Genomic DNA, 25,681 nt, shown 5'->3' on the forward strand with positions numbered 1-25,681 from the left:
GAACGGCGGTTTATAGTCGACGGCCATCTCGCGTTTCCAGGAAGGAGCCGTATGTCAGAGCCCACGATTACCATCGCCCGATTCACTGAAGCCCATCTCGACGCGGTCACCGCGCTTTACAGCGACCCGGCGGTGACCCGTCAGGTGCTACAGATGCCGTTCCAGTCCACCGAAGTGTGGCGCAAGCGTCTGGCGATGGATGATGAGCGCCATGTGAAACTGGTCGCGCTGCATCAGGGCACAGTCATTGGCAATCTGGGGCTGGAGCAGTACTCGCGCGTCCGCCGTGCCCACTGCGGGAGCCTTGGCATGGGCGTCGCCGTCGCCTGGCAGGGCAAGGGGGTGGGCTCGATGCTGCTGGCCGCCGCGTTGGAGGTGGCGGACAACTGGATGAACCTGCGGCGGGTGGAACTGACGGTATACGCCGACAACGAGGCCGCCGTCGGGCTGTACCGTAAATTCGGCTTCGAGACGGAAGGCCTGATGCGTGACTATGCGGTGCGTGACGGGCGCTGGGTCGACACCCTGGCCATGGCGCGGCTGCGTTGAACAGGTAGCAGCTGCTGGCGCACCGAAGTCGGGTGCGTGAGTACCTGCCGGTCAATCCAAGGCAAACGCCACCGCCGCCCGCGCATGCAGGTGGGTGGTGTCGAGCAGGGGCAGGGCGCTGTGCTCGGGTTTGATCAGCAGGCCGATTTCCGTGCAGCCCAGGATGATCGCCTGGGCGCCACGTAGGGTCAGGGACTCGATGACCTGCTGGTAGACCTGGCGTGATGCCGGGCTGATCACACCCACGCAGAGTTCGTCATAGATGATGCGGTGCACCGCCTGGCGCTCTTCTGCGTCGGGGACCAGCACGGTCAATCCTTGGGCACTTAGCCGATCCTTGAGGAAGTCCTGCTCCATGGTGAACGCCGTGCCCAACAGGCCGACCGTCACGGTTCCTCCGTCGAGGGCGGCCTGGCCGGTGGGGTCGGCGATGTGCAGGAATGGAATCGAAATGGCCGACTGGATCTGCGCCGCCACCTTGTGCATGGTGTTGGTACACAGCACCACGCACTCGGCACCGCCGGCCTGAAGGCGTCGCGCGGCATCCACCAGGATGGCGGCGGCATCGTCCCAGCGCCCGGCGTGCTGAGCCTGCTCCACCGGGCCGAAATCGACGCTGTGCATCAGCAGTTGTGCCGAGCGCAACGGCCCGAGCCGGTCCCGTACCTGCTGATTGATCAAGCGATAGTATTCGGCGCTGGATTCCCAGCTCATGCCGCCGATAAGGCCGATGGTGCGCATTGGATGTCCTCGGGCAGTGGCCTGTGTCGACGGGACCGGCCTGGCAGGAGTCTCCAATTGTTCAGGAGCGGATGCCAGAGGAACATCAACTGTAACGCTCATCTTTGCGTCAGGTGTCATGGTGTAGTGACTTTTCTCCGCTAGTCCAAGGCAAATCTGGCATGGCGACACCTGTCATACCGAATCACTGAACCAAGGCCTGCTCCTCTGCGGAGTAGCTGAAGGAGGCCTTGCCGCCGAGGCTGGCGGCCGGTGTCAGGCGAATGATCGGCACCACGATCTTTGGACTGGTGGAGTTATAGAAGTCACGTTGATTGTATTGGGCATCGGCCAATCCCTTGCTGTTTCCTGCGATATAGAAAAAGGCCAGGATCGGAAAAGTGTTGGGCCGTCCCGGAGTCCAGGTCTTGATAATGATCTCGTTATGATCGTTGAAGACCTGGGTCGCGTAGGCTGGAGTCTTAGCCGCCAGCAGCGCCCTGGACCGCAACGACTCCCTGAACGCAGGTGCGGCAAACGTATTGCGGTCATCGCTGACATCAAACCCGCATTGCTGAATGGGGTGCTGGGCATTGGGGTCGGGATAGGTCCATACATACACCCATTGCTCGGCGATCGTAACGTTATGGTACTGACACAGATTGCTGTGATAAGGATAAAAGGGGTGGGGGCCGCAAGGTGGGCTGCGTTGCTGGGTCCATCCATCCATGGGGTATGAACACATGTAAAACAGCTGGGCCTTGCCTGCTGGAGCCTCGAGGAAGGGGTACAGGATATAGCCGTTCTGGTAGTCCCAACCGAATGCGTTGCCCCCAAAGTTGGTGTCCGCTCTCATATAAGAAAAGGACACGGCGCCGTTCTGTAAGGAAATCGGACTGGGGTCCCAGACTTTATAGACATTGAGTGGGTCTTTTATGGTGAGCCGGAGGGTCACGCCCGAACAAAGGAATGCCGGTTGGGATTCGGTCTTGTTGCAGTTGGGGAAGTTGCGATTATACAGCGTGTCCAGGTAAGCGGCGGTGCCTGGTCCGTCGAGTATTTGAACACCATCAGCCATAGTGATTTCGGGCGGTTTTGTTGCAATTGGTGCACAACTGACCATCAGCGTGATCAGCAGCATGGCCATTAATCCACTTGATCTACGCATGATGAGTTCCTGGCTCCTGCGGCCAAGAACTCGTCTGTCGTCTCGGCGGCTGGCTTTATCAAACCTCTCTCGGACGGTATTGACTACTGTCAGGTCTGACAGGTGATGGGCATAAAACCCGCTACTCATCACTTGCAGGACGTCCATTCACAACCGGCGAAGAGGCGGTTTCCCCTCTGTAGGGCAAGTTACTTTCATGCCTGAGCGGGCGAAAGAACCGCCCATTGGCTATACCTGTAGTCCCGCCCTCGTCTCGTGTGGCTTACAGGAGTGCCAGCATGAAACTCGCGTCAATGATGGGTAGCGTATGCATCGTCTCGCTCACCTTGATGGGTTGTTCCAGCAACGTCACTCAGCCGGACGAATACTCCGGGTTCCTGGGGGATTACAGCCGGCTCAAGGAAGAAAAATCACCTTCGGGGGTCGCGGTGATGCGTTGGGTCGATCCGAAGATCGAGCCGGGCAAATACACCCATCTCTATATCGAACCGACGCAGCTGTACCCCAAGCCGCAGCCGACCGTGAAAATTCCCCAGGCCACTTTGTCCGGCATCACCGCGTATTACGACCAGGCGCTCAGGCGAGAGGCCGGCAAGTCCTTGCCCCTGGCGACCGGTCCGGGGCCGGGCGTATTGGTGATGCGTGCGGCCATCACCGCCGTGGGCAGCAAGACCGAGGGCCTGAAACCTTACGAGGTGGTTCCGATTGCACTGGTGGCGGCCGCCGTCAGTACCGCCAGCGGTATTCGTGACCAGGAAACCACGCTAGGCACCGAGGCGGTGTTCCTCGACGGCGGGGACAATGCGGTGATCGCCCAGGTGGTGCGCAAGGGCACGGGCAGGCCATTGTCCAACGACTCCCAGGTGATGAAACCCGATGACGTCAAGGGCGTCATCGACGGCTGGGCGGCGGATCTGCACCAGTCGTTCCTGAAGCTCAAGGACAAGTAGCGGTATTCAAGCGATGACTTTTTGTGTCTAACCATAGGTCGCGGCGGTATTTCATGGTTAACTCCGGCCTCGACCTTTTTCAAACATGTCAGAAGGAATCCGTTCATGGCTCAAGTCACCCTCAAAGGCAACCCGGTTCAAGTCAATGGCCAGTTGCCGCAAGCCGGTTCCAAGGCGCCAGCCTTTTCCCTGGTTGCCGGCAATCTGTCGGACGTTTCCCTGAAGGATTTCGCCGGCAAGCGCAAGGTCCTGAATATTTTCCCAAGCGTCGACACCCCGACATGCGCCACGTCCGTGCGTAAGTTCAATGCCCAGGCCAACGAGCTGAACAACACCGTCGTGCTGTGCATCTCCGCTGACCTGCCGTTCGCTCAGGCGCGTTTCTGCGGCGCCGAAGGCCTGGAGAATGTCCAGAACCTGTCCACCCTGCGCGGTGCCGAGTTCATCCAGAACTACGGCGTAGCCATCGCTGACGGTCCGCTGAAGGGTCTGACCGCCCGTGCCGTGGTCGTGCTGGACGAGAATGACACCGTACTGCACAGCGAATTGGTCAAGGAAATCGCCGAAGAACCAAACTACGACGCTGCACTCGCTGTCCTGAAATAAGGGCTCTGATCAGAGTATTTATTACAATTGTTAACGGCCTGGCTCTGCCCAGGCCGTTTTCATTTGTACTTCAAGCGTTTAGCCTGCAACCCGATACGTAAGCCCAAGGTAAATTGCCGGTAAAGGCGCTTTGCTAAATACCTGCCAGTGCTTATCGTTCAGCCTTCCATAAAAGATGCCCACGCGCCCAATGGTTGATCACTCCATGCAATCCTCTGTTCCCCGCAATTCCCGTCGCTGGCTGTTCAGCCTGTTCGTCGTATTGGTCGTCGCGGTGCTGGCCTGGAAATTCTGGCCGGCCGGCGCGGATCACAAGTCCGCTGCAGGACAGAAAACCGCCGCTGGACACATGGGGCGTTCGGGCGGCATGCGGCCCGGGTTCGGCGGTGCGACGGGGCCGATACCGGTTCGGGTGGCACCCGCCGTCACCGGGGATTTCCCGTTGTATTACAAGGCGTTGGGCACGGTCACGGCGCTCAATACGATCAACGTGCGCAGCCGGGTGGGCGGTGAGCTGGTCAAGATCGCCTTCGAAGAAGGGCAGATGGTGAAGGCGGGGGACCTGCTGGCCGAGATCGATTCGCGTCCCTACCAGAACGCCTTGCTGCAGGCCGAAGGTACGTTGCTGCAGAACCAGGCCCAGTTGAAAAACGCCCAGGTCGATCTCGAGCGGTACCGCGGCCTGTATGCCGAGGACAGCATCGCCAAGCAGACCCTCGACACCGCGGCTGCGCTGGTGGGGCAGTATCAAGGCACGGTCAAGACCAACCAGGCGGCGGTCAACGACGCCAGGCTCAACCTGGAGTTCACCAAGATACGTGCACCGATCTCCGGGCGCGTAGGCCTGCGGCAACTGGACATTGGCAACCTGGTGGCGGCCAACGACACCACGGCCCTGGCCGTCATCACCCAGACCCAACCCATCAATGTCGTGTTCACCCTGCCGGAAAACAACCTCGACACGGTGCTTGCCCGTTACCGCAGCGGCGCGAAGCTGCCTGTCGAAGCCTGGGACCGTGGCGATGTGAAACTCCAGGCCAGCGGCGTGCTGCAAAGCCTGGACAACCAGATCGACATCACCACCGGCACCCTGAAATTCAAGGCCCGCTACGATAATCGTGAGCAGTCGCTGTTCCCCAATCAGTTCGTCAACGTGCGCCTGTTGGCCGACACGCTCAAGGGGGTGATCCTGGCGCCGACCGCAGCCATTCAGTTCGGCACCAATGGCACCTTCGTCTACGCCCTGGAGGGCGACAAGAAGGTCACCATCAAGCAGCTCAAGGTCGGCGCCAGTGACGGCGAAAATACCGTGATCACGGAAGGACTGGCCGCCGGCGACCGGGTGGTGCTCGAAGGCACCGACCGTTTGAAGGAAGGCAGCGAGGTGGAAGTGGTCAACGACAGCCAGGATGTGCCCACCACGCCAACCGAACACTTGCAGGGCAAGCCTGCGGCAGCCCCGGCTGAACCCGCCGTGGCCGACAAGGCGAAAAAGGGCGGCGCATGAATCTCTCGCGGCTGTTCATCCTGCGCCCGGTCGCGACTACGCTGAGTATGCTGGCCATTGTCCTGGCTGGCCTGATCGCCTATCGGTTGCTGCCGGTGTCGGCGTTGCCCCAGGTCGACTACCCGACCATCCGTGTCATGACCCTGTACCCGGGCGCCAGCCCCGACGTGATGACCAGTGCCGTGACCGCGCCCCTGGAGCGGCAGTTCGGACAGATGCCGGGCCTGACGCAGATGGCGTCCACCAGCTCCGGTGGCGCTTCGGTGATTACCCTGCGCTTCAACCTCGAAATCAACATGGATGTTGCCGAACAACAGGTGCAGGCAGCGATCAATGCGGCCACCAACCTGTTGCCGACCGACCTGCCGGCGCCGCCGGTATATAACAAGGTCAACCCGGCCGACACCCCGGTCCTGACCCTGGCGATCACCTCCAAGACCATGCTGCTGCCCAAGCTCAACGATTTGGTGGACACCCGCATGGCGCAGAAGATCGCCCAGATCAGTGGGGTCGGCATGGTCACCATCGCTGGCGGGCAACGCCAGGCGGTGCGGATCAAGGTCAACCCCGAAGCCCTGGCGGCCAACGGTCTCAACTTGGCGGACGTGCGCACCCTGATCGGTGCTTCCAACGTCAACCAGCCCAAGGGCAACTTCGACGGCGCGACCCGGGTGTCGATGCTCGATGCCAACGATCAGTTGACCTCGCCCAAGGACTACGCCGAGCTGATCCTGGCCTACGCCAACGGCGCGCCGTTGCGGCTCAAGGACGTGGCGCAGATCGTCGATGGCGCCGAGAATGAGCGCCTTGCTGCCTGGGCCAACGAAAACCAGGCCGTGTTGCTGAACATCCAGCGCCAACCGGGGGCCAACGTCATTGAAGTGGTGGACCGGATCAAGGCACTGTTGCCGAGCATCACCGACAACCTGCCGGCCGGCCTGGACGTTACCGTGCTCACCGACCGCACCCAGACCATCCGCGCTTCGGTCACCGACGTGCAGCATGAACTGCTGATCGCCATCGCCCTGGTGGTCATGGTGACGTTCCTGTTCCTGCGCCGTTTCAGCGCCACCATCATCCCGTCGGTGGCCGTGCCGTTGTCGCTGATCGGTACGTTCGGCGTGATGTACCTGGCGGGGTTCTCCATCAACAACCTGACACTGATGGCCCTGACCATTGCCACCGGTTTCGTGGTGGACGATGCCATCGTCATGCTGGAGAACATCGCCCGTTATATCGAGGAGGGCGACAGCCCGCTGCAGGCCGCGCTCAAGGGCGCGAAGCAGATCGGCTTCACGCTGATTTCCCTGACGCTGTCGCTGATTGCGGTGTTGATCCCGCTGTTGTTCATGGCTGACGTAGTGGGGCGCTTGTTCCGTGAGTTCGCCATCACCCTGGCCGTGGCAATCCTGATTTCCCTGGTGGTGTCCCTGACCTTGACCCCGATGATGTGCGCACGCTTGCTCAAGCGTGAGCCGAGGGAGGATGAGCAGGGGCGTTTCTACCGTGCCAGCGGGGCGTGGATCGACTGGCTGATCGCCGCCTATGGTCGCAAGTTGCAATGGGTGCTCAGGCATCAGCCGCTGACCCTGCTGGTGGCGGTGGGCAGTCTCGTGCTCACGGTGGTGTTGTACCTGGCCGTGCCCAAGGGGTTCTTCCCGGTGCAGGACACCGGGGTGATCCAGGGCATTTCCGAGGCGCCGCAGTCGATTTCCTTCGCCGCCATGAGCGAGCGCCAGCAAGAACTGGCCAAGGTGATCCTCGCCGACCCAGCGGTGGAAAGCCTGTCTTCGTACATCGGCGTGGATGGCGACAACGCCACCCTCAACAGCGGCCGGCTGCTGATCAATCTCAAGCCCCACAGCAAGCGAGACGACAGCGCCAGCGAGATCATTGCCCGCTTGCAGCCGCAACTGGATCGCCTGGTGGGCATCCGCCTGTTCATGCAGCCGGTGCAGGACCTGACCATCGAAGACCGGGTCAGTCGTACCCAGTACCAGTTCAGCCTGTCGTCACCGGACGCCGAATTGCTCACCCTGTGGAGCGGGCGATTGGTAGAGGCGCTGGCTCGCCAGCCGGAGCTGACCGACGTTGCCAGCGACCTGCAGGACAAGGGGCTCCAGGTCTACCTGGTGATCGACCGTGACGCCGCATCACGCCTGGGCGTGTCGGTGTCGAACATCACCGATGCGCTGTATGACGCGTTTGGCCAACGGCAGATTTCCACCATCTATACCCAGGCCAGCCAGTACCGGGTGGTGTTGCAGGCCCAGTCCGGGGAGAAGATCGGCCCGCAGGCTCTGAATCAGATCTACGTCAAGACCACCGATGGTGGGCAGGTGCGCCTGTCGAGCCTGGCCCGGGTCGAGGAGCGTCAGGCCCAATTGGCGATTGCCCACATCGGCCAGTTCCCGGCGGTGATGATGTCGTTCAACCTTGCGCCGGGTGTGGCCCTCGGGCATGGGGTGGAGTTGATCGAGAAGGTCCAGCACGATATCGGCATGCCGGTGGGCGTGCAGACTGAGTTCCAGGGCGCGGCCCAGGCGTTCCAGGCCTCGTTGTCGAGCACCTTGCTGCTGATCCTGGCGGCGGTGGTGACCATGTACATCGTGCTGGGCGTGCTGTACGAGAGCTATATCCACCCGATCACGATCCTCTCGACCTTGCCCTCGGCGGCCATCGGTGCCTTGCTGGCGTTGATTCTCAGTGGCAACGACCTGGGCATGATCGCGATCATCGGCATTATCCTGTTGATCGGCATCGTCAAGAAGAACGCGATCATGATGATCGACTTCGCCCTCGATGCCGAGCGCAACCAAGGGATCGATCCGCAGACGGCGATCTATCAAGCCGCATTGCTGCGCTTCCGGCCAATCCTGATGACCACCCTGGCGGCCCTGTTCGGCGCGGTACCGCTGATGCTCGCCACCGGCTCCGGCGCGGAACTGCGCCAGCCCCTGGGGCTGGTCATGGTAGGCGGGTTGCTGGTGAGCCAGGTGCTGACGCTGTTCACGACGCCTGTTATCTACCTGTATTTCGATCGCCTCGGGCGGCGCTTTGCCCGGGTTGATGGGAAAGAGGTGCAGGCATGACGGCTTGTAGAACGATGACCACCATGCGCCCAGGGCAGAGGAGCTTTTTGTGGCGAGGGGATTTATCCCCGTCAGGCTGCGCAGCAGCCTCTTTTGTGAGCGCTGCGCACTCAAGCGGGGATAAATCCCCTCGCCACAAAAGCGCTCGCCGCTTGAAGCTTGCGGCTTGGAGCTATTGCCCATGAACCTCTCCGGGCCCTTCATCAAGCGCCCCGTCGCCACCATGCTGCTGAGCTTCGCCATCATGCTGCTTGGCGGTGTGTGCTTCGGCCTGCTGCCGGTTTCGCCGCTGCCGCAGATGGATTTCCCGGTGATCGTGGTCCAGGCCAACCTGCCGGGGGCCAGCCCGGAGGTGATGGCTTCGACGGTGGCGACGCCCCTCGAACGCTCCTTCGGCGCCATCGCCGGGGTCAATACCATGAGCAGCCGTTCCAGCCAGGGCTCGACCCGGGTGATCCTGCAATTCGACCTGGACCGCGATATCAACGGGGCGGCGCGCGAAGTGCAGGCGGCCATCAATGCCTCGCGTAACCTGCTGCCCAGCGGTATGCGCAGTATGCCGACCTATAAAAAGGTCAACCCGTCCCAGGCGCCGGTCATGGTGCTGTCGCTGACCTCGGACGTATTGGAGAAAGGCCAACTCTACGACCTGGCGTCCACCATTCTGTCCCAGAGCCTGTCCCAGGTTTCAGGTGTCGGCGAAGTGCAGATCGGCGGCAGTTCGCTGCCGGCGGTTCGCATCGAGCTGGAACCGCAGTTGCTCAACCAGTACGGCGTGGCGCTGGATGACGTGCGCAAGACCATCGCTAACAGTAACGTGCGCCGGCCCAAGGGTTCGGTCGAGGATGACCGGCGCATGTGGCAGGTCCAGGCCAACGACCAGTTGGAGAAGGCCAAGGACTACGAAACCCTGATCATCCGTTACCAGGACGGCTCGGTGCTGCGGCTCAAGGACGTGGCGAAGGTCGCCGACAGCGTCGAGGATCGCTACAACAGCGGTTTCTTCAACAACGATGCCGCAGTACTGCTGGTGATCAACCGCCAGGCCGGCGCCAACATCATCGAGACGGTCAATGAAATCAAGGCGCAACTGCCGGCGTTGCAGGCGGTGCTGCCGGCCAGCGTCAAGCTGAACCTGGCCATGGACCGTTCGCCGGTGATCAAGGCCACCCTGCACGAAGCGGAAATGACCCTGCTGATCGCTGTTGCCCTGGTGGTGCTGGTGGTGTTCCTGTTCCTCGGCAATTTCCGCGCCTCGCTGATTCCGACCCTGGCGGTACCGGTGTCGCTGGTGGGCACGTTCGCGGTGATGTACCTCTACGGTTTTTCCCTGAACAACCTGTCGTTGATGGCGTTGATCCTCGCCACCGGGTTGGTGGTGGATGACGCCATCGTCGTGCTGGAAAACATTTCCCGGCACATCGACGAAGGTGTGCCGCCGATGAAAGCCGCTTACCTCGGTGCCAAGGAGGTGGGCTTCACCCTGTTGTCGATGAACGCCTCGCTGGTGGCGGTGTTCCTGTCGATCCTGTTCATGGGGGGCATCATCGAGAGCCTGTTCCGCGAGTTTTCCATCACCCTGGCGGCGGCCATCGTGGTCTCGCTGGTGGTGTCCCTGACGCTTACGCCGATGCTCTGCTCGCGCTGGCTCAAGCCCCATGTGCCCGGGCAGGAAAACCGTTTGCAGCGCGAGAGCCGGCGTCTCAACGACTGGATGGTTCGCGGTTATGCCACCAGCCTGGACTGGGTGCTGCGTCATCGACGCCTGACCTTGCTCAGTCTGCTGGTGACCATCGGTGTCAACGTCGCCCTGTATGTGGTGGTGCCAAAAACCTTCATGCCGCAGCAGGACACGGGTCAGTTGATCGGTTTCGTGCGCGGCGACGACGGCCTGTCGTTCAACGTGATGCAGCCGAAGATGGAAATCTTCCGCCGTGCGGTGCTCAAGGACGACGCGGTGCAGAGCGTGGCGGGCTTCATTGGCGGCAACAACGGCACCAACAACGCGTTCATGCTGGTGCGCCTCAAGCCGATCAAGGAACGGAGCATTTCCGCGCAGAAAGTCATCGAGCGCTTGCGCAAGGAAATGCCCAAGGTCCCCGGCGCCCAACTGATGCTGATGGCCGACCAGGACCTGCAATTCGGTGGCGGCCGCGAGCAGACCACCTCGCAATACTCCTACATCCTGCAAAGCGCTGACCTGGCGTCCCTGCGTGAGTGGTACCCCAAGCTCGTGGCCGCTTTCCGGACCTTGCCGGAGTTGACTGCCATTGACGCCCGGGACGGTGGTGGGGCTCAGCAGGTAACACTGGTGGTGGACCGCGACCAGGCCAAGCGCCTGGGCATCGACATGAACATGGTCACCGCCGTGCTGAACAACGCCTACAGCCAGCGCCAGATTTCGACCATCTACGACAGCCTGAACCAGTATCAGGTGGTGATGGAGGTCAATCCCAAGTACGCCCGGGACCCGAATACCCTGGAGCAGGTGCAGGTGATCACCGCCGACGGCGCGCGGGTGCCGTTGTCGACCATCGCCCATTATGAGAACAGCCTGGAGGACGACCGGGTCAGCCATGAAGGCCAGTTCGCTTCCGAGAGCATTTCCTTCGACATGGCCGAAGGCGTGACGGTGGAGCAGGGCACGGCCGCCATCGAGCGGACCATCGCCAGACTCGGCATGCCCGAGGACGTGATCGTGAAAATGGCCGGCACCGCCGACGCCTTCGCGGCCACCCAGAAGAGTCAGCCGTTCATGATCCTCGGGGCATTGCTGGCGGTGTACCTGGTGTTGGGCGTGCTGTATGAAAGCTACATTCATCCGCTGACCATCCTGTCCACCTTGCCGTCGGCCGGGGTCGGCGCGCTGCTGTCGATCTACATGCTAGGTGGGGAATTCAGCCTGATTTCCCTGCTGGGGCTGTTCCTGCTGATTGGCGTGGTGAAGAAAAACGCGATCCTGATGATCGACCTGGCCTTGCAACTGGAGCGGGGTGGGCAGGCACCGTTGGAGTCGATCCGCAGCGCCTGTCTGTTGCGCTTGCGGCCGATCCTGATGACCACGCTGGCGGCCATCCTCGGTGCCGTGCCCCTGTTGATTGGCGGCGCCGAAGGTTCGGAGATGCGCCAGCCGCTGGGCCTGACCATCATCGGCGGGCTGGTGTTCAGCCAGGTCCTGACGCTTTACACCACTCCGGTGGTTTACCTCTATCTCGACAAGCTGCGCCATCGCTTCAACCGCTGGCGCGGCGTGCGCACCGATGCTGCCCTGGAAACTCCGCTATGAACGACCGTTCGTTTTTCAATCTTGTCGCGCCGCTGGCGACTGCCCGTGGCTCGCGGGCACTGAGCCTGGCGCTGTGCGTGGCCATGCTCAGTGCCTGTGCGATTGGCCCGGATTACCAGCGCCCGCAGGCCGCCGCGCCAGCGCAATACAAGGAAGCCCAGGGTTGGCGCCAGGCCAATCCGAGCGATGCCCTGGGCCGTGGTGCCTGGTGGGAGTTGTATGGGGACGCGCAGCTCAATGGCCTGGTGGAAAAACTCAATACGTCCAACCAGACCGTGGCCCAGGCCGAAGCCCAGTACCGCCAGGCCCAGGCCCTGGCGCGCAGTGCCCGGGGGGCGTTTTTTCCCTCGGTGGACCTGACCGTCGGCAAGAACCGCTCCAGCCAGGGCACGGGCAGCAGCAGTTCGAGCCTGAGCAGCTCGTCCAGTGGCATCCGCGACACCTACAGCGCCCAGGTCGGGGTCAGTTGGGAGGCTGATGTCTGGGGCAAACTGCGGCGCACCCTGGAGGCCGATGAGGCCAGTGCCCAGGCCAGTTTCGCCGACCTGGCCGCCATGCGTCTGAGCCAGCAATCGGAACTGGTGCAGAATTACCTGCAATTGCGGGTGATTGACCAACAGAAACGTCTGCTGCAGGCCACCCTGGAGAACTATCAGCGTTCGCTGAAGATGACCGAAAACCAGTACCGAGCCGGGGTGTCCGGCAAGGACGCAGTGGCCCAGGCGCAGAACCAGCTCAAGACCACCCAGGGCGACTTGATCGACCTGATCTGGCAGCGTGCTCAGTTCGAAAATGCCATCGCCGTGTTGATGGGCTTGCCTCCGGCTGAGTTCAACCTGGCGGAAACCCAGGACATTCCGTCGTTGCCGCAAGTCCCGGTGGCACTACCATCGCAGTTGCTCGAACGGCGGCCGGACATCGCCTCGGCGGAACGCTCGGTGATGGCCGCCAATGCCAACATCGGCGTGGCCAAGGCGGCCTATTACCCGGACCTGACCCTGAGCCTGAGTGGCGGCTACAGCAGCAGTACCTATGACAACTGGATCAGCGTACCGAATCGCTTCTGGTCGGTGGGGCCACAACTGGCCATGACGTTGTTCGACGGCGGCCAGCGTTCGGCGGAAGTCGACCGCAGTGTCGCGGCCTACGACCAGACCGTCGCCACCTACCGCCAGACCGTGCTCGACGGGTTTCGCGAGGTGGAAAACTACATGATCCAACTCAAGGTGCTGGAAGACGAAGCCCGCGTGCGCCAGGAAGCCCTCGACGCCGCGCGCGAATCCTTGCGCCTGACCCAGAACCAGTACAAAGCCGGACTGATCGCCTACCTCGACGTGGTGACCGTCCAGGCCACCGCCCTGAGCAACGAGCGCAGCGTGCTCAGCCTGCAGCAGAGCCGGTTGATCGCCAGCGTGCAGTTGATCGCGGCGTTGGGCGGGGGTGGGATGGGCAGGTGGAGGCGGACGAGTGATCGGAGGTCGCAGCAGGAGACAGTTCTGGAGAACAACTGTGGGAGCAAAGCTTGCTCGCGATAGCTGTGGACCAGCCTCCCGGGATGTTGAGGCTGCCGACCCCATCGCGAGCAAGCTTTGCTCCCACAGATTCAAGTCCATGGTCCAGTGACTGCCATCGTCTTCAATCATGCAAGCAAGTCCTGCTTTTGGCCGATGCACTGCCTACGACCTGTCTCAATGGCTTGTTATAGTTCAAGCCTCTTTTCAGCCGGTAAAGGATCACTGCCATGTCGCAATACCAAGCGTTCAACGTTGAACTTGCAGACAACATCGCCCATGTGCAGATCAACCGCCCGGACAAGATCAATGCAATGAACGCCGCGTTCTGGAGCGAGATCATCGAGATATTCCAGTGGATCGATGACACCGACGAAGTGCGGGCAGTGGTGCTGAGCGGTGCCGGCAAACATTTTTCCTCAGGGATAGACCTGATGATGCTGGCCGGCGTGGCCAACGAGCTGGGCAAGGATGTCGGCCGCAATGCCCGCCTGCTGCGACGCAAGATCTTGCAGCTGCAAGCCTCGTTCAACGCCGTGGACAACTGCCGCAAACCGGTACTCGCGGCGATCCAGGGTTATTGCCTGGGCGGTGCCATCGACCTGATCAGTGCCTGCGACATGCGTTACGCCGCCGAGGACGCCCAGTTCTCCATCAAGGAAATCGATATCGGCATGGCCGCCGATGTTGGCACATTGCAACGCTTGCCCCGGATCATCGGGGACGGCATGCTGCGTGAACTCGCTTATACGGGGCGCACGTTCGGTGCCGATGAAGCGCGGAGCATCGGCCTGGTCAATCGTGTCTACAGTGATACCGCCAGCCTGCTCGACGGCGTGATGGGCATCGCCCGGGAAATCGCCGCCAAGTCGCCGATTGCCATCGCCGGCACCAAGGAAATGATCAGCTACATGCGCGACCACCGCATCGACGACGGGCTGGAGTACGTCGCCACCTGGAACGCCGCCATGTTGCAATCGGCCGACTTGCGCGTGGCCATGGCCGCCCATATGAGCAAACAGAAACCCGAATTTCTGGATTGACTGACCATGATTTCACGCTGGACCACCGCAGTACGCGATACCGATCTTCCCGGCGGCTGGGCCGTGGCCCGCAGCCCGGAAGGCTTCCTGTTCGATGACAACGGCGCGCTGTTTCCCCGCGAATGGCTCAAGCGCCAGGACCTGTCGGTCCTTGCCGAGCATGGCATCGGCCACCTGGATGGCGAGCCGGTCTACCTGTTGGAACTGCACGCTTCCCAGGATATTCCCGGTTGCAACTGGAAAGGCCTGCGGGCCTTCATGCTCGAAGACGACCACACGCTGTTCAAGGTGCTGGGCTATGCGGCACAGATCGGCACCTGGGCTCGAGAACACCGTTTTTGTGGCAGTTGCGGCAAGCGAATGGGCCAGATTCCGCTGGAGCGGGCGATGTATTGCGATGTGTGCGACCTGCGGCACTACCCGCGGATTTCGCCGAGCATGATCGTGCTGATTACCCGCGGCGATGAAGTCCTGCTGGCCCGTTCGCCTCGCTTTGTCACCGGGGTCTATAGCACCCTGGCCGGGTTTGCCGAACCGGGCGAGTCGGCCGAGGATTGCCTGGTTCGCGAAGTGCGCGAGGAAGTCAGCATCGAAGTGAAGAACATCCAGTACATGGGCAGCCAATGCTGGCCGTTTCCGCACTCGATGATGCTGGGCTTCCACGCTGAATACGCCAGTGGCGACATTGTGTGCCAGGAAGATGAAATCGAGGACGCCCAGTGGTTCAACGTCCACGACTTGCCACCGTTGCCGGCTTCGCGCTCCATCGCGCGCTACCTGATCGATCTCTATGTGGCGCGGCGCTTAGGCCACGTTGAACCAGTGCTGCCAGGCTAGGCGCACGGTCAGACCCAGCACCACGGTGATGAACACGGGCCGGATGAACTTTGCGCCGCCACTGATGGCGGTGCGGGCGCCGAAGAACGCGCCAATCATCACCGAGAGGCCCATGCTCAGGCCGATGATCCAGTCCACTTGCCCCGAGAGCATAAACACCACCAGCGCCGCGATGTTGCTGACGAAGTTCATGCTGCGGGCCACGCCACTGGCCTTGACCAGGTCGATGGGGTAGAGCAGCAGGCTGCTGACGGTCCAGAACGCGCCCGTGCCGGGCCCGGCCACGCCATCATAGAAGCCCAGGGCGAACCCCTGAGGTGATTGCCACTTCTTTTTGATCGGCGCATCGCTGTCCAGCGGCGCCTTTGGCGTACCGCCGAACAACAGGTACAGGCCACAGGCGAAGACGATCACCGGCAGCATCTTGTTCAGCCATTCGGCAGGCAGGTAATGCGCGACGACGGCACCGCTCAAGGCGCCAACCAGCGTGCCGACCAATGCATGGGTCCACTGCTTCGGATCGAACAGCTTGCGCTTGTAGAACGTGAAGCTGGCCGTCGCCGAGCCGAAGGTCGCGCTGAGCTTGTTGGTCCCCAGGACCAGATGTGGCGGCAGGCCGGCGGTCAGCAGCGCCGGGGTGGTCAGCAGGCCGCCGCCTCCGGCGATGGCATCGATGAAGCCGGCCAGGAATGCGACAACGGCAAGAATGGCGAGGGTGGTGAGGTCAACGCTGAGTTCAAAAGGCATGGAAAAGGCTTATTCGGCAGGTCGCAGAAGGGCTGCGGGGAAGGCCGGTATGTTACCCATAATGGCTCTGGCCTGCGACTCCGGTATGAAATCGCCGTGGAACCCGTGGCGAGGGAGCCTGCTCCCAGGCCGGGTGGCCGCCCCCTCGTCATGGCCCAATCACTCCGGCCGAAACACTGCGCGCAAACAGTTTTCACGCTTGTCCTTGAACATCGCATAGCCCTCCACCGACTGCTCCAGCCCCATGGGATGGGTGAGCAGGTAGGAGGGGTCCAACTGACCGTTCTGGATGTACTCGAACAGTCGCGTCACATAACGCTGCCCTGGTTGCTGGCCCGAACGCAAGGTCAGGGACTTGTTGACGATGGCCCCCATCGGAAACTTGTCCAGCAGACCGCCGTATACCCCGACCACCGACACCGTGCCGCCCTTGCGACAGGCGCGGATCGACTGGCGCAGCACCGTTGCACGCTCGGTGTGCAGGCGCATCATTTGCTTGGTCTTGTCGTAATAATAATCGACCTCGGTGCCGTGGGCCTCCATACCCACGCAGTCGATGCAGCGATCCGGACCGCGGCCACCGGTCAACTCCAGCAAGGCCGCATGCACGTCGATGGTTTCGTAGTTGAGGGCAATCGCGCCGGCTTTCTCTTTGGCGAGGCGCAAGCGGTCGGGGAAGCGGTCGATGGCAATCACCCGCTCGGCCCCCAGCAGGTAGGCGCTGGAGATCGCCATCAACCCGACCCCACCGCAGCCCCAGACCGCCACGGTGTCACCCGGTTGGATATTGGCGTTATCGGCGGCGAAAAACCGGTAGGCACTGCATCGGAGACGAATACGGCTTGTTCGTCGCTGACCCCTTCGGGGACGGTGAACAGATTGACATCGGCGAATGGCACGCGGATATAAGTGGCGTGGCTGCCCGCAAAGCCGCCGAAGGCGTGACTGTAGCCGATAATGCCGCACGCTGGTTGGCCATAGGCGATGTCTGTGGCGCTGGGGTTGGGGTTGGAGTTGTCGCAGCAGGAAAAGTCCGCGCGCTGGCAATGCTCGCACTCGCCACAACCGAGGATCGACACGGTGACGACCCGGTCGCCTTTCTTGAACTGTGTGATGGCCGAGCCGGTTTCCACCACCTCGCCCATGAACTCATGGCCGATAATGTCGCCGGCTTGCATGGTCGGCACGTAGCCGCCCAGCAGGTGCAGATCCGAACCGCATACCGACGACAACGTCACCCGGACGATGGCGTCGCGGGGACTGAGAATGGACGGATCCTCGACGGTTTCGACTTGCAGCTTGTTGGGGCCTTGCCAGGTCAATGCGCGCATCAGGCAGTTCCTCCATTGAGAGGTGTGGGTGACGAATCGTTCGATGCGGGGGGAGTGGAGCTCGCCGGATGGATGAACAGGAAATCCTTCTCACCGTGGGGCCAGATTCTGTTGGTAATCACTTCACCGGTTTCCAATTGCTGCTTGATACTGCGCAGCAGATGCAGCAAGGCTTTGTCCGAGAACCTGGAAATGGCGGCGGCCAAGGCATAGCCGGCGGCCCCGAAGGAGGGCTGGCAGGCCACGATGATCTTGATCTGCGTGCCCCGGCCCGGCGGCGCATCGCTGAAGTGCATCTGGATATCGTGTTTGAACCGGGTGCCCGGTGCGGCCAACCAGTGCAGCTTGCGGCCTTCCTTGGGCTCACTCTGTTCGAGATCGCAATGCAAGGTCTTGTCCCTCGGCCCATGGGCTACCCAGCGGTAGGTACGCTCACCGGTCTGTTCGATGGTATCGACCCAAGGCACCAGGGCACCCAGGTTGGCCGGGTTGCGGCAGAAGGCAAAGACTTCCTCCCTGGGTTTGCCAACGGTGATGCTGCGGGAGATCACCTTGCTTGAGTCCCAGCCTCGATCCTGCTCGAAAGCCTGCTCGAACGGGCTGTGGGTCAGCGCTTGCTTGACCCGGCACGAGCCTGAGTAACCGCGCCAGGCCGCGCAAGCCCCCAGCAGGATTTGCGGCCAACCCCTGAATCCGCCCTGGCGCAACCCGTTGGCGATCAGCAAGGTCCCGGCCAGCAGCGATACCGCACGCTCCGGTGTACCGAGATTGGGTCGCGACGGACTAGGCACCGCAGCCCGGCTCGCTACCAGTGGTGGACGTTCAGTCATGATGGTGTTCCTTATCAATCCGAAGGCGACATAAGGAATGAGCTGGCGGGGCTGTGGTTGTTCCATCGACATCGCGGGTTTCCGATGAGGCGGATTTTCACCGGGTGCGGTTGACGATCACGGCACGGCTGCGGGGCCTCGCGAACGAGAGGGGAAAGTCTGGCCCGCCGGACGATTTTTTTTTGAAATCAAGGGGTTGTCAGCTTTGGCAAATGAGTACATAATTGCGCCCATCGAACGCGTTGGGGCGTAAAAAATCTCAATGTTTTCAAGGAGATAGCGCTGAGTTAGCGATTTCTTCCGATCAGGTTGGTACACGGTTGATGTGGTTTCATTGCATCAGGCGTTCTGAGGCCGAATAGCAAAATGGTTATGCAGTGGATTGCAAATCCACCTACGCCGGTTCGATTCCGACTTCGGCCTCCACTATAAAAAAGCTCTGTAGATCTATGATTTACAGAGCTTTTTTCTTTATGGAGCAAAGAAGCTTTTTGTCTTGAAAAGGACATGGGCAACCTTGCTTCGTCGGGGAGGGATGTATATATTTCGTCCCTCTGCTGCACTGGCCTCGATACTGTCGGATCCCTGATCCGCCGCTTCCACGGGGCTTGACCGCGCTACCGCCCGAATGGCGAAACTGGTAGACGCATGGGACTTAAAATCCCCCGCTCGTAAGGGCGTGCCGGTTCGATTCCGGCTTCGGGCACCATATAAAACAAAGGGTTGCATGAGATATCTCAAGCAACCCTTTTTGTTTGCGCTCAGTTTACCGGGTGGCGTCGAAGGTCCTCATAACCGTCGCCTGAATGCCTCCAGTATCTGCCGCGTGCCTTTCTTCATCTGCAATTGTGCAATGGTATCCAATGGTTGCCAGAGACAATCACTGATTTCGTTCCGTGGGCTGGCCGCCCCGGTATCGCTGACCGACGCTTCGAATACGTGGTGCAGCGTGTCCCCATCATTGATGCGCATCAGGTACAACAGGCTCTCGGCGTCCAGTCCGGTTTCTTCTGCTAGCTCCCTGAGCGCGGCGTCGGCGTGGCTTTCGCCACGCTCGACGGTGCCGCCCGGCAAGGTCCAACGGCTGTTGGATTTGCGCACCAGCAGGATATGGCGATTTTCTTCGCAGATGACGGTCGCTCGAATTTTCATGGGCAGTGCTTGTTCAGTGACTGTCATTAAAGTGAAATATAACTGAAACATTCGAGCCGTGTGTCATCGGCGACGCTAAACAACGATTCTCGGCTCATACTGGTATGACCGCAGCGTTTCGGGAAAGACTGAACTTCATTTGCGCCTTGATTCCTTGCTTGCCAGCGACCCTGGCACTAGACGCGTCGATGACCGGCCATCGCCAAAAATGAATCAGATCGGAAAAAAGGTATCCATGTTGGGTGGATGGCCGACCCCGGGCAGTGGGGAGAGAGGAAAGATGACCACTGTTGAAGATTTCAAAGTCAAATCCCATGAGCTTTTGGTGGAGCTCGACACGGCGACATCGGACATGATGACGCTCATTTGTGCCCATCAGATGACAGGCGCGGCTTGGGAGGAGGTCGTACGGCGCCAGCATGAAGCCTACGAACGATGGGTCGCCTATCTGAACGAGCGTTCATAGACCTGCCGATAGCAGATTCTTTGAACGGACCCGGAGTGCCTGTGCCTAATCACTCGTGGCCTGCACCGCTCATTCGTGCAGGCCACGAGACCGTCAAGAGGATTGGGCCATGTCTGAATCAGCCAGTTATTTCGGGATCGCTGTCGCGGTGCTTCTGTTGCTCGTGGATTTGTGGGCGATCGTCAGTGTGTTTCGGAGTGACAAGTCGACCGGAACCAAGGCGGGTTGGGCCTTGCTGTTGGTCATTCTGCCGGTGTTGGGTTTGATCATCTGGGGCGTGGCCGGGCCACGGGGCATCAAGGAAGGCCCGTCATCGCCGGAGCACAGCAAGGGCTAGGTTGTTCCAACGGCCGCGGGTCCTTCCACGGTCTTTTGCTCTTGATGCAAGACCCGCCGCCGCTGCCTTTCAATAACGAGGCGCAAAAAGATTGCGCGTTCCATCGGCGTTGCGGCCGGTAGAACTCAGGAGAAGCCTGGCTGACGCAAAGCGTTAGCGGAATTTGGGCAAGGGCCGTTCAATGGGCTTGAGGGATGACAGCGCGTGCTTGATCGATGGAACGTCTTTATCGATATCGTTCAGGCGATCCCGGATACGCATGGCGGTTGGATGGCCGCCATTGTGGTCGACCCAGTCGGCAATTTCCTTGCAGGCCGCGGTCAGGCGACTCTGGCGTGATTCCAGCAGGGTGAGCAGGGTGGTGATGGACTCTTTTTCGGACATGTCACACCTCCATTCAGGATTGATGAGGCAGCACGAAACCCGCCTCAGACGGGTCGTACTTGTCGTTTAAAGCGTAGTTGAGTTATTGCCGGTTTGCCGGGGAATCCGGCGCCCGACGAGTAGTCGGCGCGCCGAACGAATGAAGGTCATGGAATCAGCCTGACTCCTTGATCCAACTGGGCGCAACGCTCGCTCGCCAGCGCACGTCGGTGATGCCGTATTTTTCCGCAAGGGGTTTGGTGACCCGCTTGACCTTCTCCCTTCCGAACTTGGGTATGCGCCCGACACCCGCGTCGCAACTGGCCCAATGCCAAGCTTCGGAGTTATTCATCACTTCGGCTCGAATGATGAATGACTTGGGCTCGCCATGGAGCATGTAGTCGATGATGTAAAGCGATGGCCCGCCCATAAATCCTCCCTAATTAGTTCTATACGGATGGATGCGGAGGCGTTCGGAAAATTCAATCGGATTTCCAGACGGTCGAAATAGACCGGTCAGGCGCCAGGTCTGGTCAATGACAAGCGAGACGAAGCAGTGCTCACCGCCAGGAACCAAACCCGGTTAACCTTCTCCAAGGTGGGCTTCAAACATCATGCGCCAGGGAGCGGAGGCGTAGCAGTGCGGTATTACCTAAAGGCAGAACATGAAAAACATCGCCAGGGCGCTGGTCATTGCGGTCATCGCCAGCGGTTTGTCGGGGTGCATCGGCTCACCCATCGAATTGACTGCGCAAACCGAGCAACGTTTGCGTGAACAACCCCCGATCCGTTTCCTGCTGACGTTCGATGATGGCCCCAGCGCATCGTCCTTCTGGAACCCGAGCGTTGACGTGCTTGATGCCCTTGCACACAACCCGATACAGCCGGGGATCAAGGCCGTGTTCTTTGTCCAGACCCGTGCCCCCCGTGCTGGAGACAGCGATATTGGTCGATCGGTGATGCGGCGTGAGCAAAGCGAAGGCCACATACTGGGTTTTCATACGGCCACCCATTGGCACACCAATCATCGCTCCCTGAGCCCCGAGGAGCTGGAGCAGTCGCTCATCGACGGTGGGGCCGACATAGCCGCCATTACCGGTACGGCGCCAACCCTTGTCAGGCCGCCGTTCTGGAGTTATGACCGGCGCACATTCGCGGCCTACCAGCGACACGATATGCAGGTGCTGCTCACTGACCTGAGCGCCAACGACGGCAAGGTCTGGGGGATTACCTACAGTCCGCGACGGCGGATCAACCTGACCCGCCAGCTCTCCGAAGTGCGCGAGCGCATTGCTGCCGGCCAATTACCGGCAGTCGATGGCGTGATTCCGGTGGTGGTGACGTTTCACGATCTCAATCGCTATACCGCTCGACATGCCCGGGAATACCTGCAGATCCTGCTCGACAGCGCCAGGGCCACGGGCGTGAGGACCGACGCCAAGCCGTTCTATGACGATCGCCAGGCACTGGAGCGGGCGGCCATGGCGCGTACGGTCAAGGAAAGCGGCCAGCCGGTGCGCCTGCCCGGTCTGTGGGATTGGCTCTGGGACTCGGACTCGCACTGAAGGATGTGGCGACGTTCGGTCGGCACCCTGGCGAAACTGAGTGTAAGGTAGGCGATGCAACCCTTGTTTATACCGGAGGAGGTGACGATGAGTACCGCAATGCTGACGAAAATGCACATCAACGGTTATGACGTCCTCAGCGTAAACAGCGGCCCGTGGCGGGTCTGTACCCAGGCTGACCGGTTGGGTTCCTTCGCTTCGCGTGAAGAAGCGCTGGCCTACGCCGCGGCGTTGCCGGCCAGAAGAAACCGCGAGGAGCGGGCAACGAACGCCAAATAACCGCTAACCCTGTGGGAGCGGGCTTGCCCGCGAAGGCGGTGGCAGATCCAGCCTCGATGCAAACTGAGCCAACGCCATCGCGAGCAGGCTCGCTCCCACAAGTATTCCGAGTGATCACAGCAGCTGTAGTTGCCAGCAAGACCTGTGGGAGCGAGCCTGCTGGCGATGGCGTCGGCACGTCCGCCAACGATGTCGCCTTGCTCAGGGCTGTGCTAGTTCCAGCGGAATCTCCAGCGTGAAGAGGGCGCCTTGACCAGGTCCATCGCTGTGGACATGGAGGCGACCATTCATCTCGACCGCTGCCAAGGCGCAGCTGTGCAAACCGAACCCATGGCCATCCTTGCGCGTCGTGAACCCGTGGTTGAAGATGCGGGCCAGATTATCGGGGGCGATGCCTTCACCTCGATCCTTGACGCTGAGGCATAACGTTGTGCGGTCGACAATCCGTATGCCCAAGGTCATTTCCCGTGGTTCGGAAACATGGGACATCGCGAATTTTGCATTACTGATCAGATTGATCAGAACCAGCAGCAGCCTGTGTTTATCGCCCAGGATCGTGGGCGCGTCCTGATAGTCCTTGATGACCGTGACGTGGTGCCGGCTCAGTGCCCCCGAGTTCATGCGCAACGCATCTTCGAACAAGTCACTGACGTTGAGCGGCTCGATCAGTCGCGCCGCCCCGGCATAGGATTGTTGGGTGGTGACAATTTCCTTGATGTGGTCGACGCTCTTGGTCAATTGCGCCAGTTCATCGATCAGCAGTGCTTGCTCGGTGGCGATGGAATCGACCAGTTCGTTGAAATAGCGAGGAAGTAATTTGCCCTTTTCATCGAAGGTCATGAACTGGCCCAGGTCCTCGGCGTGTTCATTCATCATCTTGACCGCTTTTCCGAGCCCCAGTGTCTTGCTGTTTCTCAATTTACGAGTGACCAGCTCCGCGGAGATGTTCACGCTGTTAAGCACGTTTCCGACGTTGTGCAATACGTTCGTGGCAATCTCGGCCATGCCCGCCATCCGTGCCGCATCCACGAGTTCGCGCTCGGCTTCTCTCAATTCGCGGGTGCGCTCCTCGACCCGTTCCTCCAGTCGGTCGTTGGACGACTGCAACGCGTGGTTGATCAGGTTGATGACGGCATAGCTGCGCACCAGTCGTACGGCCAGGTAGATCATCAACAACGCCATGAGGGTGGCACATACGGCCAGGTAGATATGATATTGACGGTCTGTTGCGGCGGTCCGGCGCTGTGTCTCATTCAACAGTTCAGTGATGCTGTCCAGTTCTTGGGCCACCGGAATGACGTTGATGCGCTCAAGCAGATCATTGACGATCGGCTGTTCCTCGATAATCGACCGGACATGCTGCGTCAGTGTGATAAAGGGCGGCTGAGAGGAGGCCGGCAACTGACGGATATAATCTTCCAGCTCGCTTAACTGGCTCTCTACTTCCTTGGCTTTGTCTGCCGTGACATACGTGGCGTACTCCAGTGTCGTCAATGTCAGCTCAAGAACATTGGAGGCTGCTGTCAGACGCTCCGTCGCATTACCCGTCATCAACGCCTTGAGCTGTGCCTGAATGTCGTCTTCGGCCGCGGGCAGCGCATCCAGGGCGGTACGCAAGTTCGCGTTGTGCTGTTCGAACGCTTCTACCAGCAGGGTCTTGTTCTTGATCGCATCCACATAGCCCTGGCGCCTGGAGTTCCAAAGGGCGGCCAAGGGGCCGGCGTTGTTGAGCCGTTCCAGTTGCTCCCATCGGCTGCCTGCTTCCGCCGGTGGGGCCAGTGACAGATTGTTATTGACGCCGATCTTTTTCCTCAGAATCTTGACGTTCCAGTTGGCGTCGGATTGCTTGAGTTGCCGGATGAAGTCGCGGGACTCGAAATAGGTCGTGGTGTCGTAGGTATAGGACTTGATCAGAAAGAATATCAAGGCCGAGAAAACGGCCAGTGCGACGGCCAACAAGGCAGGCCACTTATATTTTTTGATAATCGTGGTCACGCTGTTCTCCTGTCCAGGGCGTTGCTCGACGGAGTCGCCGGGCTTCCGAGTCGGGCACGGTTTTCAGGGAATGGAACAATGAGCTGAGGCTGTATGGGTCGGATTGGCTGGCGCGCCGGTCTGGTTTTGCCTGGGTACACGTTGAGCTCCCTGCTAACGGTGAACTGCGGGTTCGTCACTCGGGCCAGTGTAGCGCTAACGGGAATGGGGCGAAGTTCCCTGCTGAGGGAACAGGCGCGGCCAGGGCAGGCCGCGCCGCAGAATTACTTGGTGTCGATGAAGGGCAGGGCGCCATTGGGCAGCACGGTAGTCGGCAAGACCCCGTTCCAGCGCTCGGCCTTGGTCAATTCCACCAGGTTCTGGTTGCTGGCCAGGGCCTGGGCCCGAGCCTTGATCGCTTCGGCTTCGGCTTTGCCACGCAATTCGGTGGCCAGTGCATCCGCCTTCGCCTGGGCGATCTGCGAGTCGGCTTCCGCCTGGGCCTGGGTCACGCGAATCTGTGCCTGGACCTGCTCGGTGGCGAGCTGCTGCTCGCGGGTCTTGACCTGGACTTCCGCCGCCATGCGCGCTTCGATCGCTTTCTCGTAGGCGTCACTGAAGTCGATATTTTCGACCTGGACGCTGTCGATGATCACGGGGCCGGTGATGGTGGATTTGATCGCGCTCGAAATATCGTTGACCAGTTGGACGCGGTTCTGCACAGCGGCCACCGCGTTGAACCTGCCGAACACGTTTTCCACCTGGGTCGGCACCTGCCGGCTGATCATCCGGTCGCGGATACCTTCGATGTCCTTGAACTGGCTGTAGACCTTCGCCACGTCCGCTGGCGCAATATGCCAGGACACCGATACCTTGAGTTGGGCGGACTGTTGATCTTTGCTGTAGGCCTGGAGGTCTTCATAGGAAGTGACCTGGCTTTGCACACTGATCAGCCGCACGGACTCGATGAAGGGGGTCTTGAACGACAATCCCGGCTCCACGACCCCGACCAGCGCGCCGTTGCGCAGCAGCACGCCGCGTTCGGTTTCGTCGACCGTGTACCAACTGCCAAAGAATACGCAGAGCAAGACGATGCCCATGATTGCCGCAACGAGGGAGCCAATGGTTTTTCTGGTCACTGTTCTTTCCTTTGAGTGAGGGCTGGGGGTTGCGATGTGCCGTATCCAGCACCGAAGTCGACAGCTGTTTTCTGAACGCCAGACACGAAAAAGCCCTGAATGATCAGGGCTTTAACGTACAAATATGGCGGAGGCGATGGGATTCGAACTCATGGACCTGTTACAGTCGACGGTTTTCAAGACCGTTGCCTTAAACCACTCGGCCACACCTCCGTATTGCGTTGCGGGC

Annotated in this window: 21 protein-coding genes, 3 tRNA genes and 2 pseudogenes; 15 read left to right on the top strand and 11 right to left on the bottom strand. The window is 60.6% G+C overall.

The window, feature by feature from the left end:
* The first annotated feature begins 51 nt into the window (after positions 1-51).
* Positions 52-549, top strand: coding sequence for a GNAT family N-acetyltransferase (locus tag PCOSP_RS14095; protein ID WP_175362530.1), 498 nt, complete (start codon positions 52-54; stop codon positions 547-549).
* Positions 550-600: 51 nt separating this feature from the next.
* Here PCOSP_RS14095 and PCOSP_RS14100 read toward each other — a convergent pair whose 3' ends face one another.
* Complete coding sequence (locus PCOSP_RS14100; protein WP_464711780.1) at positions 601-1,290, bottom strand: aspartate/glutamate racemase family protein; 690 nt, start codon at positions 1,288-1,290, stop codon at positions 601-603.
* Between the two features lie 184 nt (positions 1,291-1,474).
* Positions 1,475-2,410, bottom strand: a complete 936-nt coding sequence (locus tag PCOSP_RS14105) for a halovibrin HvnC (protein ID WP_241802240.1) — start codon at positions 2,408-2,410, stop codon at positions 1,475-1,477.
* A gap of 305 nt (positions 2,411-2,715) precedes the next feature.
* Between PCOSP_RS14105 and PCOSP_RS14110 the strand changes: the two genes are divergently transcribed.
* From PCOSP_RS14110 to nudC, 8 genes and pseudogenes are all read left to right on the top strand, one after another.
* Positions 2,716-3,387: a DUF3313 domain-containing protein gene (locus PCOSP_RS14110; RefSeq protein ID WP_464711781.1), complete on the top strand. Its 672-nt coding sequence runs from the start codon at positions 2,716-2,718 to the stop codon at positions 3,385-3,387.
* Between the two features lie 105 nt (positions 3,388-3,492).
* Entirely contained in the window at positions 3,493-3,993 is a 501-nt protein-coding gene (gene tpx, locus PCOSP_RS14115; RefSeq protein ID WP_024779993.1) for a thiol peroxidase, read from the top strand.
* Positions 3,994-4,183: 190 nt separating this feature from the next.
* On the top strand, positions 4,184-5,500 hold the full coding sequence (locus PCOSP_RS14120) for an MdtA/MuxA family multidrug efflux RND transporter periplasmic adaptor subunit (RefSeq protein WP_464711783.1): 1,317 nt from the start codon (positions 4,184-4,186) through the stop codon (positions 5,498-5,500).
* On the top strand, positions 5,497-8,592 hold the full coding sequence (locus PCOSP_RS14125; protein ID WP_175386120.1) for an MdtB/MuxB family multidrug efflux RND transporter permease subunit: 3,096 nt from the start codon (positions 5,497-5,499) through the stop codon (positions 8,590-8,592). Before PCOSP_RS14120 ends, PCOSP_RS14125 begins: the two co-directional genes overlap by 4 nt.
* Positions 8,593-8,773: 181 nt before the next feature.
* Entirely contained in the window at positions 8,774-11,878 is a 3,105-nt protein-coding gene (locus tag PCOSP_RS14130) for an efflux RND transporter permease subunit (protein ID WP_175362534.1), read from the top strand.
* Positions 11,875-13,349: pseudogene (locus tag PCOSP_RS14135) on the top strand (efflux transporter outer membrane subunit). The gene PCOSP_RS14130 and the pseudogene PCOSP_RS14135 overlap by 4 nt, the downstream one beginning before the upstream one ends.
* 270 nt (positions 13,350-13,619) lie before the next feature.
* Positions 13,620-14,432, top strand: a complete 813-nt coding sequence (locus PCOSP_RS14140; protein WP_464711785.1) for a crotonase/enoyl-CoA hydratase family protein — start codon at positions 13,620-13,622, stop codon at positions 14,430-14,432.
* Positions 14,433-14,438: 6 nt separating this feature from the next.
* Positions 14,439-15,269 (top strand): NAD(+) diphosphatase, encoded by an 831-nt coding sequence (gene nudC / locus PCOSP_RS14145; RefSeq protein ID WP_175362537.1) that lies wholly within the window; start codon positions 14,439-14,441, stop codon positions 15,267-15,269.
* On the opposite strand, the gene PCOSP_RS14150 is transcribed toward nudC, so the two are convergent.
* From PCOSP_RS14150 to PCOSP_RS14160, 3 genes and pseudogenes are all read right to left on the bottom strand, one after another.
* Complete coding sequence (locus PCOSP_RS14150; protein ID WP_139645333.1) at positions 15,237-16,016, bottom strand: TSUP family transporter; 780 nt, start codon at positions 16,014-16,016, stop codon at positions 15,237-15,239. The two genes, nudC and PCOSP_RS14150, sit on opposite strands and share 33 nt — an antisense overlap.
* 159 nt (positions 16,017-16,175) lie before the next feature.
* Positions 16,176-17,347: pseudogene (locus tag PCOSP_RS14155) on the bottom strand (zinc-dependent alcohol dehydrogenase).
* Complete coding sequence (locus PCOSP_RS14160; RefSeq protein ID WP_464711787.1) at positions 17,347-18,177, bottom strand: SRPBCC family protein; 831 nt, start codon at positions 18,175-18,177, stop codon at positions 17,347-17,349. The pseudogene PCOSP_RS14155 and the gene PCOSP_RS14160 overlap by 1 nt, the downstream one beginning before the upstream one ends.
* A gap of 352 nt (positions 18,178-18,529) precedes the next feature.
* On the opposite strand from PCOSP_RS14160, the gene PCOSP_RS14165 reads away from it, so the two are divergent.
* Together PCOSP_RS14165 and PCOSP_RS14170 are read left to right on the top strand one after the other, a co-directional pair.
* Positions 18,530-18,603: transfer RNA gene (locus PCOSP_RS14165), tRNA-Cys, on the top strand.
* 196 nt (positions 18,604-18,799) lie between these two features.
* A tRNA-Leu gene (locus PCOSP_RS14170) sits at positions 18,800-18,886 on the top strand.
* A gap of 80 nt (positions 18,887-18,966) precedes the next feature.
* Here the strand turns inward: PCOSP_RS14170 and PCOSP_RS14175 are convergent.
* Positions 18,967-19,329 (bottom strand): NUDIX hydrolase, encoded by a 363-nt coding sequence (locus PCOSP_RS14175; protein ID WP_139645338.1) that lies wholly within the window; start codon positions 19,327-19,329, stop codon positions 18,967-18,969.
* A 280-nt stretch (positions 19,330-19,609) separates the two neighbouring features.
* Here PCOSP_RS14175 and PCOSP_RS14180 point away from each other — a divergent pair, with 280 nt between their 5' ends.
* A complete protein-coding gene (locus PCOSP_RS14180) occupies positions 19,610-19,795 on the top strand; it encodes a hypothetical protein (RefSeq protein ID WP_139645340.1) in 186 nt (61 codons plus the stop codon).
* A 109-nt stretch (positions 19,796-19,904) separates the two neighbouring features.
* Positions 19,905-20,132 (top strand): PLD nuclease N-terminal domain-containing protein, encoded by a 228-nt coding sequence (locus PCOSP_RS14185; RefSeq protein WP_139645342.1) that lies wholly within the window; start codon positions 19,905-19,907, stop codon positions 20,130-20,132.
* 153 nt (positions 20,133-20,285) lie between these two features.
* Here PCOSP_RS14185 and PCOSP_RS14190 read toward each other — a convergent pair whose 3' ends face one another.
* Together PCOSP_RS14190 and PCOSP_RS14195 are read right to left on the bottom strand one after the other, a co-directional pair.
* Complete coding sequence (locus PCOSP_RS14190) at positions 20,286-20,516, bottom strand: hypothetical protein (protein WP_139645344.1); 231 nt, start codon at positions 20,514-20,516, stop codon at positions 20,286-20,288.
* 154 nt (positions 20,517-20,670) lie between these two features.
* Positions 20,671-20,925, bottom strand: a complete 255-nt coding sequence (locus PCOSP_RS14195) for a DUF6555 family protein (RefSeq protein ID WP_041022040.1) — start codon at positions 20,923-20,925, stop codon at positions 20,671-20,673.
* A 235-nt stretch (positions 20,926-21,160) separates the two neighbouring features.
* Here PCOSP_RS14195 and PCOSP_RS14200 point away from each other — a divergent pair, with 235 nt between their 5' ends.
* Positions 21,161-22,060, top strand: coding sequence for a polysaccharide deacetylase family protein (locus PCOSP_RS14200; RefSeq protein ID WP_139645346.1), 900 nt, complete (start codon positions 21,161-21,163; stop codon positions 22,058-22,060).
* An 87-nt stretch (positions 22,061-22,147) separates the two neighbouring features.
* Entirely contained in the window at positions 22,148-22,339 is a 192-nt protein-coding gene (locus tag PCOSP_RS14205; protein ID WP_175362585.1) for a DUF2188 domain-containing protein, read from the top strand.
* A 201-nt stretch (positions 22,340-22,540) separates the two neighbouring features.
* Here PCOSP_RS14205 and PCOSP_RS14210 read toward each other — a convergent pair whose 3' ends face one another.
* The 3 genes from PCOSP_RS14210 to PCOSP_RS14220 form a co-directional block, all read right to left on the bottom strand.
* Complete coding sequence (locus tag PCOSP_RS14210) at positions 22,541-24,334, bottom strand: DAHL domain-containing protein (RefSeq protein ID WP_139645350.1); 1,794 nt, start codon at positions 24,332-24,334, stop codon at positions 22,541-22,543.
* 263 nt (positions 24,335-24,597) lie between these two features.
* On the bottom strand, positions 24,598-25,452 hold the full coding sequence (locus tag PCOSP_RS14215) for a prohibitin family protein (RefSeq protein WP_139645352.1): 855 nt from the start codon (positions 25,450-25,452) through the stop codon (positions 24,598-24,600).
* A gap of 125 nt (positions 25,453-25,577) precedes the next feature.
* Positions 25,578-25,665: transfer RNA gene (locus PCOSP_RS14220), tRNA-Ser, on the bottom strand.
* Between the last annotated feature and the right edge of the window lie 16 nt (positions 25,666-25,681).

The sequence above is a fragment of the Pseudomonas sp. MAFF 730105 genome, from assembly GCF_055380705.1.

What these genes read in the sequence shown, in the direction of transcription:
- PCOSP_RS14095 (WP_175362530.1), top strand. Translation starts at nt 52, where the DNA reads ATGTCAGAGCCCACGATTACCATCGCCCGATTCACTGAAGCCCATCTC.
- PCOSP_RS14100 (WP_464711780.1), bottom strand. Translation starts at nt 1,290, where the DNA reads ATGCGCACCATCGGCCTTATCGGCGGCATGAGCTGGGAATCCAGCGCC.
- PCOSP_RS14105 (WP_241802240.1), bottom strand. Translation starts at nt 2,410, where the DNA reads ATGCTGCTGATCACGCTGATGGTCAGTTGTGCACCAATTGCAACAAAA.
- PCOSP_RS14110 (WP_464711781.1), top strand. Translation starts at nt 2,716, where the DNA reads ATGAAACTCGCGTCAATGATGGGTAGCGTATGCATCGTCTCGCTCACC.
- tpx (WP_024779993.1), top strand. Translation starts at nt 3,493, where the DNA reads ATGGCTCAAGTCACCCTCAAAGGCAACCCGGTTCAAGTCAATGGCCAG.
- PCOSP_RS14120 (WP_464711783.1), top strand. Translation starts at nt 4,184, where the DNA reads ATGGTTGATCACTCCATGCAATCCTCTGTTCCCCGCAATTCCCGTCGC.
- PCOSP_RS14125 (WP_175386120.1), top strand. Translation starts at nt 5,497, where the DNA reads ATGAATCTCTCGCGGCTGTTCATCCTGCGCCCGGTCGCGACTACGCTG.
- PCOSP_RS14130 (WP_175362534.1), top strand. Translation starts at nt 8,774, where the DNA reads ATGAACCTCTCCGGGCCCTTCATCAAGCGCCCCGTCGCCACCATGCTG.
- PCOSP_RS14140 (WP_464711785.1), top strand. Translation starts at nt 13,620, where the DNA reads ATGTCGCAATACCAAGCGTTCAACGTTGAACTTGCAGACAACATCGCC.
- nudC (WP_175362537.1), top strand. Translation starts at nt 14,439, where the DNA reads ATGATTTCACGCTGGACCACCGCAGTACGCGATACCGATCTTCCCGGC.
- PCOSP_RS14150 (WP_139645333.1), bottom strand. Translation starts at nt 16,016, where the DNA reads ATGCCTTTTGAACTCAGCGTTGACCTCACCACCCTCGCCATTCTTGCC.
- PCOSP_RS14160 (WP_464711787.1), bottom strand. Translation starts at nt 18,177, where the DNA reads ATGACTGAACGTCCACCACTGGTAGCGAGCCGGGCTGCGGTGCCTAGT.
- PCOSP_RS14175 (WP_139645338.1), bottom strand. Translation starts at nt 19,329, where the DNA reads ATGAAAATTCGAGCGACCGTCATCTGCGAAGAAAATCGCCATATCCTG.
- PCOSP_RS14180 (WP_139645340.1), top strand. Translation starts at nt 19,610, where the DNA reads ATGACCACTGTTGAAGATTTCAAAGTCAAATCCCATGAGCTTTTGGTG.
- PCOSP_RS14185 (WP_139645342.1), top strand. Translation starts at nt 19,905, where the DNA reads ATGTCTGAATCAGCCAGTTATTTCGGGATCGCTGTCGCGGTGCTTCTG.
- PCOSP_RS14190 (WP_139645344.1), bottom strand. Translation starts at nt 20,516, where the DNA reads ATGTCCGAAAAAGAGTCCATCACCACCCTGCTCACCCTGCTGGAATCA.
- PCOSP_RS14195 (WP_041022040.1), bottom strand. Translation starts at nt 20,925, where the DNA reads ATGGGCGGGCCATCGCTTTACATCATCGACTACATGCTCCATGGCGAG.
- PCOSP_RS14200 (WP_139645346.1), top strand. Translation starts at nt 21,161, where the DNA reads ATGAAAAACATCGCCAGGGCGCTGGTCATTGCGGTCATCGCCAGCGGT.
- PCOSP_RS14205 (WP_175362585.1), top strand. Translation starts at nt 22,148, where the DNA reads ATGAGTACCGCAATGCTGACGAAAATGCACATCAACGGTTATGACGTC.